Raw genomic sequence first — 14,603 nt, 5'->3', positions numbered from 1 at the left:
ACGCCCATGAATAAAACTGATGAACTGCGTACGGCACGCATCGGCAGCCTGATTACGCCTGCCGCGTTAGCCGCCGAACACCCTCTCTCCGCCGAGGTGGCGGATAACGTCACGCGCGCGCGCCAGCGCATCGCCCGTATTCTTACCGGCGAGGATCCGCGCCTGCTGGTGATTATCGGCCCCTGCTCGCTGCATGACCCGCGCGCGGCGCTCGACTACGCCCAGCGGCTGAATGCGCTGCGCGAGCGCTATGCCGACCGGCTGGAAATCGTGATGCGCACCTATTTCGAAAAACCGCGCACCGTGGTGGGCTGGAAAGGCCTGATCTCCGATCCCGACCTGGACGGCAGCTTCAACGTTAACCGCGGCATCGGCCTGGCGCGTCAGATCCTGCTCGATATCAATCGTCTGGGTTTGCCTACCGCGACAGAATTTCTCGATATGGTCACCGGCCAGTTTATCGCCGATTTAATTAGCTGGGGCGCGATTGGCGCCCGCACCACCGAGAGCCAAATCCACCGCGAGATGGCCTCTGCGCTCTCCTGCCCAGTGGGCTTCAAGAACGGCACCGACGGCAACGTGCGCATCGCGGTGGACGCGATTCGCGCCTCGCGCGCCAGCCATATGTTTTTGTCCCCCGATAAAGATGGCCAGATGACGATTTACCAGACCAGCGGCAATCCGCACGGCCATGTGATCCTGCGCGGCGGCAAAGCGCCTAACTATCACGCCGACGACGTGGCCGCCGCGGCCGCCAGCCTGCGCGAATTTAACCTGCCGGAACAGCTGGTGATCGATTTCAGCCACGGCAATTGCCTGAAGCAGCATCGTCGTCAGAAAGAGGTAGCGGCCGAGGTGGCGCAGCAGATCCGCGCTGGCTCGCGCGCGGTCGCGGGCGTCATGATCGAAAGCTTTATCGAAGAGGGAAATCAGAAGGTGGTCGCGGGCGAGCCGCTGGTTTACGGCCAGTCGATTACCGATCCCTGCCTCGGCTGGCAGGACAGCGAAGCGGTGCTGTCGCTGCTGGCCGAGGCGGTGAACAGCCGCTTCTGAGCCGTTAGCTGGAGCAGCTCACCTCCAGCGATTTCCCCCAGTCTGGCGGCCGCTGACGATACTCAGCGGCCGTTTCGTCGCTAAAGGGTTGCTGCAGCGCCTGGTGCAGCCGCGCCAGCGCCCCGCTCTCGCCCTTTTCCGCCTCGTCGATCGCCTGCTGCGCCAGATAGTTGCGCAGCACCAGCGCCGGATTAGCGGCCTTCATCTGCTGCTGACGCGTCTCATCCTCTACCCCTTCCTGCAGCAAGCGCGCGCGATAGCGCTGATACCAGCGGTCGAAGGCGTCGCGATCCATAAATTCGTCGCGCAGCGGCGAGCGCGCCTCCTGCTGCTGCGTGTCGCTCAGCAGGCGGAATGTCAGGGTGTAGTCGCTGCGCTCCTGGGTCATCAGCGACAGAAGTTCCACCAGCAGGTCGTTGTCGCCGCCGTCGGGCTGGCTAAAGCCCAGTTTCGCCCGCATACGCTCGCCCCAGACGCGCATCAGCTCTGGCTCGTAGCGGCTCAGCGCCTGCTTAAGCTGGTCGACGCTCAGCAGGCCAGAAAGCGCATGCGCCAGCCGGTTAAGGTTCCACAGGCCGATCATCGGCTGATTTTCGAAGCTGTAGCGCCCCTGATAATCGCTGTGGTTGCAGATAAAGCCGGGCTGATAGTCATCCAGGAAACCGTACGGGCCGTAATCGATCGTCAGCCCCAGCAGCGACATGTTATCGGTGTTCATCACGCCGTGCGCAAAACCCACGCTTTGCCACTGGGCGATCAGGCGCGCGGTACGCTCGACGACGTCGGTAAACCATAAAGCATATTTATCCGCTTCATTGACCAGATGCGGCCAGTGGTGGCGCAGCGCATAGTCCGCCAGCTGTTCGACCTTTTCCTGCTGCTGGCTGTAGAAGAAGTGTTCGAAGTGGCCGAAGCGCAGATGGCTTTCCGCAATGCGCATCAGGGTCGCGCCGCGCTCGGGCGATTCGCGATAAACTGGCTCGTCGCTGATGGCGAGAGCAAGCGCGCGCGTAGTGGGAATGCCGAGATGGTGCAGCGCTTCCGAGGCGAGAAATTCGCGCACCGTGGAACGAATCACCGCGCGCCCGTCCCCCATGCGCGAATAGGGGGTCAGCCCCGCGCCCTTCAGGTGCCAGTCGACCTTGCCGCCCGCGTCGAGGCGCTGCTCGCCCAGCAGAATGCCGCGCCCGTCGCCAAGCTGACCGGCCCAGACGCCGAACTGGTGGCCGCTGTAAACCTGCGCCAGCGGCTGCATGCCCGGCAGCAGCGCGGCGCCGTGCCAGACGCCATGGCCTTCGCTGGCGAAAAGCGCCGCATCGACGCCCAGCGTCTGCGCCAGCGGCGCATTGTGGTAAAACAGGCGTCCGCCCTTGAGCGGCGTCGGCGCCTGAGCGGTATAGAAACCCGGCAGCTCGCGCTGCCAGCTGTTATCAAACAACATAGACTCTCCCGAGCGGCAGCCCGGCGAAACCAGAGCCGCCGTCGCTGTGAATAACCGGATATCGGGCCGTCCCGCCGCAGACACGGCCGCGCGAGACACCGCAAGTATAGTGGTGGGGAATCAAATACAACAGGCGGGCTTAGTCAGGGGCGCGGTATTCTCTGGTAATCAGTCGCGACAGCGACTCAGCCTTCACCGGCGGAAAAAGCGCGCCCTGCAGCGCGGCATGCTGCAGCGTAGCGGTTTTATCGAGTAGCGCGCCGTCATCAATGCCGCAAATAATCATCAGCTGCGTATGGCTGCGAAAGTTATCGACAATGCTCTGAATAAAGGGCTGGAATGAGGCGCGTTTTGCCAGCGACTGAATAAATTGTTTATCCAGTTTAATACAGTCAAACAGATTATCGTAGACCGCGCGGGTGGACGATTTACCCGCGCCGAAGGAAGATAATGATAACCGGAACTGTTGTTTTAGCGCAGAAATAAGAGGGTCATCAATACCGTTTAAAAGCTGCGGAAACGTTTCGCTGAGGTCGAGTAATAAAAAAGGAAGCTGTTTAATTTTACGTATCAGCAATTCACTCGCCAGCAGCGTACGCGCCAGATTTTCATCAATACGCATTAAAGCCAGGAGATGATTTTTATCAAAGAAGTCGCGGTACTGTTCCAGCAAGCCGATCTGCCGCTGCAGCAGGCGTAGCCTCTGCGTCTCATCAAGCTGCGGCAACAGCAAATCCTGCGGCAAGGTGACAGGCGCAGTATCATGGACGAACTGGCTAACCAGCTCGACAGTCGCCAGCTGCCCGCTAATTGTGCAGGCAGGATAAAACCAAATTTCCGACTGATAGTCGGCAGATAAATGAACTTTCATTTTTACAGCCAGATTAAGTGGCGACTGGCGCATCGTATATCATCGAAATCGGGCAGGCAATAGTACCAAACGTGGGAAGAGATGGACATCTTTGCCTTTAAATTTCGCTTTGCCCGCTGCGCCAGATCCCTAAGCCAAATAACGGTAGCGTATAAGACCCTTTACCAGAAAATTAACTCTCCGCCCTATTGTTATAATTATTCTCCGGCAGCGTAAAGTGCCATTTTAAATAAGAGTTATAAAATGCGCTATGTGTCGCTGCTATTTTCTTGCTATTTCGACAATCGCCAGCGGGGGAGTTTATTAATTTGCCTTAGATACGCCGCGCCTGCCAGAAGGCTTTGCGCCAGTAAACGTTGTCGAGCGAAGAGCGAATCACGCCCTGGCTGGTAGAGGCGTGGATAAAAGCGTTGTCGCTGTCGTAGATGCCGACGTGCAGACCGTTTTCGCCGCGGCCGGTTTTAAAGAAGACCAGATCGCCCGGCTGCAGCTCATCTTTGCTGATGCGCGTACCGATATCGCTCTGCGCCCGCGTGCTGCGCGGCAGTTGCAGATCGAACCTGTCACGCATGGTGAGATAGACAAACCCCGAACAGTCGACGCCGCCGCGGCTCATGCCGCCGTAGCGATAAGGAGTGCCGCGCCACTGCCCCAGTTGCTCGTTGAGCTGGGCCACCACCATAATAGAATCTGACAGTCGGCCGTTCACCGGCGGCGCACGATGGCCGCTACATCCCGCCAGTATCAGCACCAGTAAAATCACGCCCATCCGCATTTGCGCGCCTCTCCTTTAATCGCAACGGCCTCACTCTAGCGTCAGGCACGCAGCCTGGCAAGACGCGACGTTCAGGGTTGTATGGTCAGCAGCGGCTGGCCGTCCAGCTCCAGCTGGCGGAACGGAATCGCGTAGAGCCCGCTGAGGCGCTCGGGCGTAAGGATCGATGCGGCCGCGCCCTGCGCCACCACACGGCCCTGCCCCATCAGCCAGACGCTGTCGGCATGGCGCAGCGTATGGTTAAGATCGTGGCTGCTGGCGATGACGCAGACGCCGGCGCGCCGCAGCCCGACGATCAGGTTATGCACGGCGTGTTGCTGGGCGATATCCAGCCCGGTCATCGGTTCGTCCAGCAGCAGCACCCGGCCTTGCGGGTTGAGGGCGGGATCAATCTGGGCGAACGCTGCCGCCAGTCTGACGCGCTGCCACTCGCCGCCCGACAGCTGCGTCAGCGGGCGCATCAGCTTGTCCTGCAGCTGCAGCCTCTCAAGCAGCCCGCTCAGCGCCTCCTGCGATCGCGCGTCGCTCAGGTGCAGACGCAAATAGTGGTAGACCGGCATCACGCCGGGCGCTATCTGCTGCGGCAGCCAGGCGCGCACCCGCGCCAGTGCCGCGCCGCGCCATTCGCGCAGCGGACGCTGCAGCAGCTGAATCTCCCCTTCGCCTGCCAGCATTCCCGCCATCAGCGCCAGCAGGCTGCTTTTGCCTGCGCCGTTGGGCCCGACCAGGTGCAGCAGCGTGCCAGCACCCACGTCGGCGGAAAAAGGCGCCAGTCGTCCAGAAACGGCGGCGTCCTTAAGGCTCAGCACCATTTACTGCGCCAGCGCCTGCTGAATGCGCTGCTGGATAAGGGCGTCGTCCGGCGTCATATCCGGCGCGAAGCGCTGCACCACGTTGCCCTCGCGGTCAATCAGGAACTTTTCAAAATTCCACAGGATATCGCCAGGCGCTTTCGGCGCGCGGCCTTTGCTCGCCATGCGCTCGTAGAAGCCGCTGCCTTCGGGACGCACCGCCTCCGGCTGCGCCGCCACCAGCTGGGTGTAGAGCGGATGGCGCGCCGGGCCGTTGACGTCGCCTTTGGCCAGCAGGGGAAAGGTGACGCCATAGGTGGTACTGCAGAAGGTTTTGATTTCGTCGTTGCTGCCCGGCTCCTGCTCAAGGAACTGATTGCAGGGAAAGCCGAGCACGCTAAAGCCCTGCGCCTGATACTGCTGCTGCAGCGCCTCCAGCTGCTCGTACTGCGGCGTAAGGCCACATTTCGACGCCACGTTAACCACCAGCAGCACCTTGCCCTGCCACTGCTCCAGCGTGGTTTTCTCGCCGTCGATGGTGGTGACTTCTGTTTGATAAAGGCTCATAAAACTCTCCTGTAAAGATGCAGAAAGCCAGCCGAGGCTAGCGTGAAGATTTAACTAACAGCGCAATAAACAGCGGCGCGCCGAGCGTGGCGGTCACCACGCCAATCGGCAGCTCCGCCGAGGTCAGCGCCATCCGCGCGATAATATCGGCGGCGAGCAGTACGCCTGCGCCCGCCAGCGCCGAGGTCGGCAGCAGATAACGATGGTCACTGATGCCGCTGAGCCGCAGCAGATGCGGTATTACCAGGCCGACAAAACCGATCGCGCCCGCCATGGCGACGCTGACGCCCACCAGCCAGCCCATCGCCAGCACCAGCACATTACGCCAGAAAAAAAGCGACAGGCCGAGCTGCTGCGCCGAGGCTTCACCGAGCGCCAGCAGATTGAGCACGCGCGCGGAGGCGATCAGCCCAGCGGTAACCGGCAGCAGCGCCAGCATCATCCAGCCATAGCGCCAGTCGATGCCGCTGAAGCCGCCCATCATCCAGTACATCAGCTGGCGCAGGTCGAGGCTGGTGCTGAAATAGACCGCCCAGGTCATGATGGCGCTGCAGATAATGCCCAGCGCCACGCCGGTCAGCAGCAGCCGCGTGACGGAGAGCTGCCGGTGGGCGAAATGCAGCAGGATCAGGGTGATCAGCAGCGCGCCCGCCATCGCCGCCAGACTGAGGCTCCAGAGCGAACCGCTGCCGAACAGCACGCCCAGCACCAGCCCGATGCCGGCGCCGTTAGAGACGCCGAGCAGGCCCGGCTCCGCCAGCGGGTTGGTAAACAGCGCCTGCATCACCACGCCGCACACCGCCAGCGCCGCGCCGACCAGCACGACCGCCAGGGTGCGCGGCAGACGCAGCTGCCAGACGAACAGCCGGCCGCTGTCGCTCAGCCACTGCGCTGGCGCGATCCAGCTATCGCCCGCGCACAGGCTGAGCACCATTAACGCCAGCAGAAGAAGACAGAGCGCCGTAAGCGCGCGACGGCTGCGGCGATCCGCCTGATAAGCAAGCTGATCCAGCAGGGACATAGTTGAGGATTCATTGAGAAAACAGAGATTTGATTGTAGAGAGATTGGCGGAAAAAGAAAGGCTGGCGTAGGCGGCGCCGTCGGGCACCGCCTCGAGGGTTAGCCTTGCGCCGGGCGCGGCGGCAGCGGCTCGCCGTGCGGCTGACGATCGCTGTGCGACGGATTATCGCGTTTCGCTACCGACCTGCCGCCTTCGGGGCGCTGCGCCTGCCAGCCGTTGCCGTTCCAGTAGCCGTGCGGCCCTTTCAGCCCGACGTTGCGTCCGTGATGGGTCTGCCACCATTTCGCCGAGCGCCAGTCGTAGCCGTCCCAGTAGTAGCCGCGATGGTCGCGATCGCCGATATGGACGCCGACGCGCGGCGGATTGTCATGGTGCGGCGCATTGGCGCTCGCCAGCAGCGGCATCCCCAGCAGGAGGCTTAAAAACAGTGCATTTTTTTTCATCAGGGCGATCTCTTGTTGTCTCTCGCCGCAGTTATAGCAAAAGCGACTCGCACGTCACTATCGGCGCAGGCGGATTTTCAGCTTATTTCCCGTATGCTTACAGAATACTGACAGTATGAAGAGATGCGGCAGAAAGAGGAGAACGCGCACGGCGCGGAAATGAAAAAGGCCGCGTAAGCGGCCTTTTTAGAACACTGAAATCGGTCAGTCGTTATCTTTCGGGGAAGCGTTTTCGACGCGGCTTTTCAGCTTCTGACCCGGGCGGAACGTTACCACGCGGCGCGCGGTAATTGGAATATCTTCCCCCGTTTTTGGATTCCTGCCTGGACGCTGATTTTTATCGCGCAGGTCGAAATTACCAAACCCAGACAGTTTTACCTGTTCACCATTCTCCAGAGCGCGGCGAACCTCTTCAAAAAACAGCTCCACCAGCTCTTTTGCGTCGCGTTTGCTCAGCCCAAGCTTCTCAAACAGGTACTCTGACATTTCAGCTTTTGTAAGCGCCATAGGTTCAATCCCTCAAGGTTGCCTGGAATCGCTCTTTTAATGCCGCAACGCATTTGCCAACGGTCGCGGCAATCTCCTCTTCTTCGAGTGTCCGGCTGGTATCCTGCAAAATCAGGCTGATGGCGAGGCTCTTGAAACCCTCTTCAACACCCTTACCGCGGTACACGTCAAACAAGTTTACGCCAACTACCTGATTTACGCCAACTTTCTTACACTCGGCGATGATATCTGCTGCGGGGACGTTTTCAGCCACCACCACAGCGATATCGCGACGGTTCGCCGGGAAGCGTGAAATCTCGCGCGCTTCAGGCAGGACGCGGTCTGCGACCTTATTCCAAAGCAGTTCAAAGACTAAGGTGCGGCCGTTGAGATCCAGCTTACGTTCCAGCTCAGGATGAACCACCCCGATAAATCCGATTCGTTCTTCATGCAAATAGATCGCCGCACTCTGCCCCGGATGCAGCGCCGGATTGGCCTCCGCGCGGAAGCGGATGTCGTCCAGCTTGCCGGTTAAATCGAGCAGCGATTCTAAATCGCCTTTCAAATCATAGAAGTCAACCGCCTGACGCGCCAGATCCCAGTGCTCTTCATTGCGATTGCCGCTCAGCACGCCCGCCAGCATAAGATCCTGACGGATGCCTAAATTCGCCTGGGTATCAGGGACAAAGCGCAAACCGCTTTCAAACAGGCGCACGCGACTCTGCTGGCGGTTCTGGTTATAGACCACAGCGCTCAGCAGGCCGGTCCACAGCGACAGGCGCATGGCTGACATTTCGCTGGAGATAGGGCTTGGCAGGATCAGCGCCTCTTCGCCCGGATGCAGCAGCTGCTGGATTTTCGGGTCGACGAAGCTGTAGGTGATCGCTTCCTGATAGCCTTTATCCACCAGCAGATTTTTCACGCGCTTCAGCGAGAGATCTGCCTCGCGGTGCTGCGTCATCACCAGGCCCGCCTGCACCGGCACGTCCGGGATATTGTTATAGCCGTAGATGCGGGCGACTTCCTCAATCAGATCTTCTTCAATCGCCATATCAAAGCGCCAGCTCGGCGCGACCGCTTTCCACTCGCCCTGGCCCGACGTCACCTCACAGCCGAGACGCGTCAGAATATCGGTCACCTGCTCGTCGGCGACGGCGTGACCAATCAGGCGGTCCAGCTTCTCGCGGCGCAGCGTAATAGTGGCACGCGGCGGCAGCGCCGCGTCGTGCGTCTGGTCGATAACCGGGCCGGCCTGGCCGCCGCAGATATCCAGCAGCAGCTGGGTGGCGCGCTCGATAGCCTTGTGCTGCAGCGCCGGATCGACGCCGCGCTCGTAGCGGTGCGAGGCGTCGGTGTGCAGGCCGTGACGGCGCGCGCGGCCGGTAATCGCCAGCGGAGCGAACCAGGCGCATTCGAACAGAATATTCTGCGTCTCTTCATTGACGCCGGAATGCTCCCCGCCGAAGATACCGCCCATTGCCAGCGCTTTATGGTGATCGGCAATGACCAGGGTGTCGCTGTTGAGCTTCGCTTCGCTGCCGTCGAGCAGCGTCAGGGTTTCGCCCTCTTCCGCCATGCGCACCTCGATGCCGCCGTCGATACGGTCCAGGTCGAAAGCGTGCATCGGCTGGCCCAGCTCAAGCAGCACGTAGTTGGTGATATCCACCACCGGATCGACAGAGCGAATGCCGCAGCGGCGCAGCTTTTCACGCATCCAGAGCGGAGTGGCGGCTTTCACATTGATCCCTTTCACCACGCGGCCAAGGTAGCGTGGGCAGGCGTCAGTGGCGTCGACGCGGATCGGGAAGGTATCGGGGATGGCGGCGGCCACCGGCTCGATTGCTGGCGCGGTCATTGGCAGGCCGTTCAGCACCGCTACGTCGCGCGCAATGCCGATGATGCCGAGGCAGTCGGCGCGGTTCGGCGTGACGCTGATCTCAATGGTGTTGTCGTCAAGCTTCAGGTAGTCGCGGATATCCGTGCCGATCGGCGCATCGCCCGGCAGTTCGATAATGCCGTTGTGATCGTCGGAAATGCCCAGCTCGGAGAATGAGCAGAGCATGCCCTCAGACGGCTCGCCGCGCAGCTTCGCCGCTTTAATTTTAAAATCGCCCGGCAGTACGGCGCCTACGGTAGCGACCGCCACCTTGAGGCCCTGACGGCAGTTCGGCGCGCCGCAGACGATATCCAGCAGACGATCGCCGCCGACGTTGACCTTAGTGACGCGCAGCTTGTCGGCGTTCGGGTGCTGGCCGCACTCGACCACTTCGCCGACCACTACACCGTGAAACGCGCCGGCAACCGGCTCCACGCCGTCCACTTCCAGACCGGCCATGGTGATCTGTTCAGAAAGGGCAGCGCTGTCCAGAGCCGGGTTTACCCATTCACGTAACCAGAGTTCACTGAATTTCATTGGATAACCTGCCCTTATTTAAATTGTTTGAGGAAACGTAAGTCATTTTCGAAGAAGGCGCGCAAGTCGGTAACGCCGTAGCGCAGCATGGTGAGGCGCTCCATGCCCATGCCAAAGGCGAAGCCAGAGTAAATCTCCGGGTCGATGCCGACGTTGCGTAATACGTTCGGATGCACCATGCCGCAGCCCAGCACTTCCAGCCATTTGCCGTTTTTGCCCATGACGTCGACTTCCGCTGACGGTTCGGTGAACGGGAAGTAGGAAGGACGGAAACGGATCTGCAAATCTTCCTCAAAGAAGTTGCGCAGGAAGTCGTGCAGCGTGCCTTTCAGATTGGTAAAGCTGATGTTCTTGTCGACGATCAGCCCTTCCATCTGGTGGAACATCGGAGTGTGCGTCTGGTCGTAGTCGTTACGATAGACGCGGCCCGGCGCGATGATGCGAATCGGCGGCTGCTGATTTTTCATGGTGCGGATCTGCACGCCGGAAGTCTGGGTGCGCAGCAGGCGCGTGGCGTCGAACCAGAAGGTGTCGTGATCGGCGCGCGCCGGGTGGTGGCCCGGGATATTCAGCGCGTCGAAGTTGTGATAGTCATCCTCGATTTCCGGGCCGGTCACCACCGCGAAACCCAGCTCGCCAAAGAAGGTTTCAATGCGATCGATGGTGCGGGTGACCGGATGCAGACCGCCATTTTCCGTGCGGCGTCCCGGCAGCGAGACGTCGATGGTTTCGGCAGCCAGGCGAGCGTTGAGCGCGGCGGATTCCAGCGTCTCTTTGCGCGCGTTCAGGCGCTCCTGCACCTGCTGCTTGGCGTCGTTGATCACCGCGCCCGCAGCCGGACGCTCTTCCGGCGGCAGCTCGCGCAGCGTGGTCATCAGCTGCGTCAGGTGGCCTTTTTTACCGGTATATTCGACGCGCACCGCGTCAAGGGTGGCGATATCCGTCGCCTCGTCGATAGCGGCTGTGGCGCGGGCCACCAGTTCTGCGAGTTGGGACATGGTTTCCTCTTCTTCCAGGCGGGCTGGTCATTTCTCGTTGGGACGTTGCCGTCATGCTTCGCCAGAAACACGAAAGCCTCCACGAGGGAGGCTTTCGGCGCGATTTTTCGTTTCTTTTCTATGCGCAAAAGCCCCTGAGTGTCAGGTGCTAAAGTAAAAAAAGAAACGGAAAATAGCAGCATTCATGCTTGCGTTACCTTACTGTGACTCTGAGGGCACTATTGAAAAGCCCTGCGGTGAAAATGTCAATCTTTTGCTTGAGTTACAGGCAATAAAAAAGGGAGCAAGCTCCCTTTTTCATCTGGCTTACGCCAGAGCTGATTTTGCTTTTTCGACCAGTGCGGTGAACGCCACTTTGTCGAATACAGCGATGTCAGCCAGGATCTTACGGTCAATTTCAATGGACGCTTTTTTCAGGCCATTGATGAAACGGCTGTAAGAAATGCCGTTCTGACGCGCTGCAGCGTTGATACGCGCAATCCACAGTTGACGGAACTGACGCTTACGTTGACGACGGTCACGGTAAGCATACTGACCAGCTTTGATAACAGCCTGGAAGGCAACGCGGTAAACACGTGAACGTGCACCATAGTAGCCTTTAGCTTGTTTTAAGATTTTCTTGTGACGTGCGCGAGCAATTACACCACGTTTAACGCGAGCCATGTGAGCTCTCCTGTATCAATATTCTGTGATGCCTTTATCCCCTGCCGGCCAGCGGCCGTTATGCAGAGTCGTCGAGGCAGATTTATAAAAAAGTTAACTTATGCGTACGGCAGGCAGGCAACAACCAGACCCAGATCGCCTTTAGACACCATGCCTTTCGGGCGCAGGTGACGTTTACGCTTAGTTGATTTTTTAGTCAGAATATGACGCAGGTTTGCGTGCTTACGCTTGAAGCCGCCAGAAGCGGTCTTCTTGAAGCGCTTAGCGGCGCCACGTACAGTTTTAATCTTTGGCATTTTAAAAATATCCACTTCGCATTGTTAATAAAACGAATCAGACAGGCGAACAAAAAGCCGCACAGCGCGAACGCTGCGCGGTCGTTGTTACTTGAAAGCCTACTGTTTCTTCTTGGGAGCGAGCACCATAATCATCTGGCGGCCTTCGATCTTCGATGGGAAGGATTCGACCACTGCCAGTTCTGTCAGATCGTCTTTGACGCGGTTAAGCACTTCAATGCCGATCTGTTGGTGCGCCATCTCACGACCGCGGAAACGCAGCGTGATTTTGGCTTTATCGCCTTCTTCCAGAAAACGAATCAGGCTGCGGAGTTTTACCTGATAGTCGCCTTCATCGGTACCAGGACGGAATTTAATTTCCTTAACCTGGATAACTTTTTGCTTCTTCTTCTGTTCCTTAGAAGATTTGCTTTTTTCATAAAGGAACTTGCCGTAATCCATAATACGGCACACCGGCGGTTCGGCGTTGGGGCTGATCTCTACTAAATCAACGCCCGCTTCTTCAGCTTTTTCAATAGCTTCGCGAAGGCTGACAATACCAATCTGTTCGCCATCCACGCCAGTTAAGCGTACTTCAGTGGCACGGATTTCACCGTTGATTCGATTCGGACGCGTCGGTTGTACTCGTTTTCCGCCTTTAATAACCTTATTCCTCTAATTGGTGAAGATTGCGGCTGCGAATCTCTTGTTGCAGCTTCTCAACAAACACATCGATGTCCATCGTCCCGAGGTCTTTACCACGGCGGGTGCGAACGGCGACTTTGCCTGCTTCCACCTCTTTGTCACCGCAAACCAGCATGTAAGGGACGCGACGTAATGTGTGCTCGCGGATTTTAAAGCCTATCTTCTCGTTTCTCAAGTCTGCTTTCACACGAATACCAGCATTCTGCAATTTGCGTGTCAACATGTCGACATATTCCGCCTGCGCATCGGTGATATTCATCACCACCGCCTGCATTGGCGCCAGCCACGTCGGGAAGAACCCAGCGAACTCTTCGGTCAGGATGCCGATAAAGCGCTCCATCGAGCCAAGAATCGCGCGATGAATCATTACCGGGGTCTGACGGTCGTTATTTTCGCCCACATAGGTGGCGTCCAGACGTTTTGGCAGGGAAAAGTCTAGCTGAACTGTGCCGCACTGCCAGGCGCGATCGAGACAGTCATATAATGTGAATTCAATTTTCGGGCCGTAGAATGCACCTTCTCCGGGCTGAAATTCAAATGGAATTTCGTTTTCATTCAGCGCGGCGGCCAAATCTTCTTCCGCGCGGTCCCACATTTCATCGGTGCCGATGCGCTTTTCGGGACGCGTGGAGAGCTTCACCACGATCTTTTCAAAGCCGAAGGTGCTGTACATGTCATAGACCATGCGAATACAGCTGTTCACTTCGTCGCGCACCTGATCTTCGGTACAGAAGACGTGAGCGTCATCCTGCGTAAAGCCACGAACGCGCATCAGGCCATGCAGCGCGCCTGACGGCTCGTTGCGGTGACAGCTGCCGAACTCCGCCATGCGCAGCGGCAGATCGCGGTAGGATTTCAGTCCCTGATTGAAGATCTGCACGTGGCCCGGGCAGTTCATCGGCTTGATGCAGTATTCGCGGTTTTCTGAAGAGGTAGTGAACATCGCCTCTTTGTAGTTTTCCCAGTGCCCGGTTTTTTCCCACAGCACGCGGTCCATCATAAAGGGACCTTTCACTTCCTGGTACTGGTACTCTTTCAGCTTGCTGCGCACGAACACTTCCAGCTCGCGGAAGATGGTCCAGCCGTCATTATGCCAGAAAACCATGCCCGGCGCCTCTTCCTGCATATGGTAGAGGTCAAGCTGCTTGCCGATCTTGCGGTGGTCGCGCTTCGCCGCCTCTTCCAGACGCTGCAGGTAGGCGTTGAGCTGCTTCTTATCCGCCCAGGCGGTGCCGTAGATACGCTGCAGCATTTTATTGTTGCTGTCGCCGCGCCAGTAGGCGCCTGCGATTTTCTGCAGCTTGAAGTGGTGGCAGAAACGCATATTCGGCACGTGCGGACCGCGGCACATGTCGACATACTCTTCGTGATGATAGAGGCCAGGACGATCGTCGTGGCTGATGTTCTCATCCAGAATCGTGATTTTGTAGCTCTCGCCGCGCTCGGCGAACACCTCGCGCGCCTGCTGCCAGCTAACGACTTTTTTCACTACGTCGTAGTTGGTTTCGGCCAGCTGGTGCATGCGTTTTTCCAGCGCGTCGATATCTTCCTGCGTCAGGGTATGATCGAGATCGACGTCATAGTAGAAGCCGTTGTCGATAACCGGACCGATCGCCATTTTCGTATTGGGCCACAGCTGCTTAATCGCGTGCCCCAGCAGATGCGCACAGGAGTGGCGAATAATTTCCAGCCCCGCTTCATCTTTAGCCGTGATGATGGCGACGGAGGCATCTTCGGTGATGGGATCGACCGCATCCACCAGTTGCCCATTCACGCGTCCGGCAATGCAGGCTTTCGCCAGGCCAGGACCGATGTCCAGCGCAATATCCATCACGCTTACCGCGCGGTCATAGCTGCGCTGGCTGCCATCAGGAAGAGTAATTACAGGCATTTCATATCCTTAATTGCAGTGGTAAGCCACACGAAAGCTTACATACAACATTGAGTAGAGTTGATTGCCCGGCGCGATGTCAGACCCACATTGTCGGAATGACGCCGGGAATAGTAGTGCGGCGCTGATGATAACAGCTTTGAGCGGTGAGCAAAACCCGCCCTCTTGCCGCTAAGTTGAGGAACCGACGAAAAAAAACCGCAGACGGG

The 14,603-nt window shown here is 58.5% G+C and carries 16 protein-coding genes; 1 reads left to right on the top strand and 15 read right to left on the bottom strand.

The features are described from left to right. The first annotated feature begins 6 nt into the window (after positions 1 to 6). A complete protein-coding gene (locus Q9R34_RS02525) occupies positions 7 to 1,053 on the top strand; it encodes a 3-deoxy-7-phosphoheptulonate synthase (protein ID WP_434125518.1) in 1,047 nt (348 codons plus the stop codon). A gap of 4 nt (positions 1,054 to 1,057) precedes the next feature. Here the strand turns inward: Q9R34_RS02525 and Q9R34_RS02520 are convergent, their stop codons facing one another. From Q9R34_RS02520 to thrS, 15 genes are all read right to left on the bottom strand, one after another. Continuing rightward, positions 1,058 to 2,494 (bottom strand): protein adenylyltransferase SelO, encoded by a 1,437-nt coding sequence (locus tag Q9R34_RS02520; RefSeq protein ID WP_485892274.1) that lies wholly within the window; start codon positions 2,492 to 2,494, stop codon positions 1,058 to 1,060. A 139-nt stretch (positions 2,495 to 2,633) separates the two neighbouring features. Further along, the gene (locus tag Q9R34_RS02515) at positions 2,634 to 3,365 is read right to left on the bottom strand and encodes an EAL domain-containing protein (RefSeq protein ID WP_485892273.1); all 732 of its coding nucleotides are present in this window, start codon (positions 3,363 to 3,365) and stop codon (positions 2,634 to 2,636) included. Between the two features lie 313 nt (positions 3,366 to 3,678). Beyond that, positions 3,679 to 4,140: a C40 family peptidase gene (locus Q9R34_RS02510; protein WP_033747504.1), complete on the bottom strand. Its 462-nt coding sequence runs from the start codon at positions 4,138 to 4,140 to the stop codon at positions 3,679 to 3,681. Between the two features lie 71 nt (positions 4,141 to 4,211). Then, the gene (gene btuD / locus Q9R34_RS02505; protein ID WP_485892272.1) at positions 4,212 to 4,952 is read right to left on the bottom strand and encodes a vitamin B12 ABC transporter ATP-binding protein BtuD; all 741 of its coding nucleotides are present in this window, start codon (positions 4,950 to 4,952) and stop codon (positions 4,212 to 4,214) included. After that, positions 4,953 to 5,498 carry a glutathione peroxidase gene (locus tag Q9R34_RS02500; RefSeq protein WP_434125512.1) on the bottom strand — a complete coding sequence of 182 codons (546 nt, stop codon included), beginning with the start codon at positions 5,496 to 5,498 and terminating at the stop codon, positions 4,953 to 4,955. 37 nt (positions 5,499 to 5,535) lie between these two features. Continuing rightward, complete coding sequence (gene btuC, locus Q9R34_RS02495) at positions 5,536 to 6,519, bottom strand: vitamin B12 ABC transporter permease BtuC (protein WP_485892270.1); 984 nt, start codon at positions 6,517 to 6,519, stop codon at positions 5,536 to 5,538. 99 nt (positions 6,520 to 6,618) lie between these two features. After that, on the bottom strand, positions 6,619 to 6,963 hold the full coding sequence (locus Q9R34_RS02490) for a DUF2502 domain-containing protein (RefSeq protein WP_485892269.1): 345 nt from the start codon (positions 6,961 to 6,963) through the stop codon (positions 6,619 to 6,621). 204 nt (positions 6,964 to 7,167) lie between these two features. Then, positions 7,168 to 7,470, bottom strand: coding sequence for an integration host factor subunit alpha (gene ihfA / locus Q9R34_RS02485; protein WP_033747517.1), 303 nt, complete (start codon positions 7,468 to 7,470; stop codon positions 7,168 to 7,170). A 4-nt stretch (positions 7,471 to 7,474) separates the two neighbouring features. Continuing rightward, a complete protein-coding gene (gene pheT, locus Q9R34_RS02480; protein WP_485892267.1) occupies positions 7,475 to 9,862 on the bottom strand; it encodes a phenylalanine--tRNA ligase subunit beta in 2,388 nt (795 codons plus the stop codon). A gap of 14 nt (positions 9,863 to 9,876) precedes the next feature. After that, positions 9,877 to 10,860 carry a phenylalanine--tRNA ligase subunit alpha gene (gene pheS / locus Q9R34_RS02475; RefSeq protein ID WP_033747521.1) on the bottom strand — a complete coding sequence of 328 codons (984 nt, stop codon included), beginning with the start codon at positions 10,858 to 10,860 and terminating at the stop codon, positions 9,877 to 9,879. A 141-nt stretch (positions 10,861 to 11,001) separates the two neighbouring features. Next, a complete protein-coding gene (gene pheM / locus Q9R34_RS02470) occupies positions 11,002 to 11,046 on the bottom strand; it encodes a pheST operon leader peptide PheM (protein ID WP_001386830.1) in 45 nt (14 codons plus the stop codon). A gap of 120 nt (positions 11,047 to 11,166) precedes the next feature. Beyond that, the gene (gene rplT, locus Q9R34_RS02465; protein ID WP_010616241.1) at positions 11,167 to 11,523 is read right to left on the bottom strand and encodes a 50S ribosomal protein L20; all 357 of its coding nucleotides are present in this window, start codon (positions 11,521 to 11,523) and stop codon (positions 11,167 to 11,169) included. Positions 11,524 to 11,621: 98 nt separating this feature from the next. Next, complete coding sequence (rpmI, locus tag Q9R34_RS02460) at positions 11,622 to 11,819, bottom strand: 50S ribosomal protein L35 (protein ID WP_006118955.1); 198 nt, start codon at positions 11,817 to 11,819, stop codon at positions 11,622 to 11,624. Positions 11,820 to 11,918: 99 nt separating this feature from the next. Beyond that, positions 11,919 to 12,461, bottom strand: a complete 543-nt coding sequence (gene infC, locus Q9R34_RS02455; RefSeq protein ID WP_434125534.1) for a translation initiation factor IF-3 — start codon at positions 12,459 to 12,461, stop codon at positions 11,919 to 11,921. A 4-nt stretch (positions 12,462 to 12,465) separates the two neighbouring features. Next, on the bottom strand, positions 12,466 to 14,394 hold the full coding sequence (gene thrS / locus Q9R34_RS02450) for a threonine--tRNA ligase (protein ID WP_434125509.1): 1,929 nt from the start codon (positions 14,392 to 14,394) through the stop codon (positions 12,466 to 12,468). Between the last annotated feature and the right edge of the window lie 209 nt (positions 14,395 to 14,603).

Origin of the sequence: Enterobacter sp. BRE11 (assembly GCF_031844285.1) — a bacterium.
Lineage (GTDB): Bacteria > Pseudomonadota > Gammaproteobacteria > Enterobacterales > Enterobacteriaceae > Pantoea.
This window is presented reverse-complemented; position numbering and strand designations above follow the sequence as displayed.